Annotated in this window: 1 pseudogene; it reads left to right on the forward strand. The window is 36.5% G+C overall.

The features are described 5' to 3' along the window. Nucleotides 1-51: 51 nt before the first annotated feature. Nucleotides 52-230, forward strand: a pseudogene (locus ACFINO_RS10955) (phosphate transport system regulatory protein PhoU); the annotation flags it as partial.

The raw sequence follows: 230 nt of genomic DNA on the forward strand, positions 1-230 counted from the left end.
CAAGATTATATTACAGGACGTTTTGGATAGGTGAATTGAGGAGTATAGGATATGTCTATGAAACATACTGTTCGTGCTTATGATGCGGAACTAAAATATTTGGAAGAAAAGATTACAGAAATGGGTTGTTACGCGGAAAAAATGATTGAACGTTCTGTTGCGTCAATAGTGTGTAATGATCTTCAGCTTGCTGCTACAGTTATTGCCGATGACTTGTTTTTAGATGAAGC

The sequence above is a fragment of the Bartonella sp. AA83SXKL genome (genome assembly GCF_042196965.1).
In the GTDB taxonomy this organism is placed as follows: Bacteria; Pseudomonadota; Alphaproteobacteria; order Rhizobiales; family Rhizobiaceae; genus Bartonella.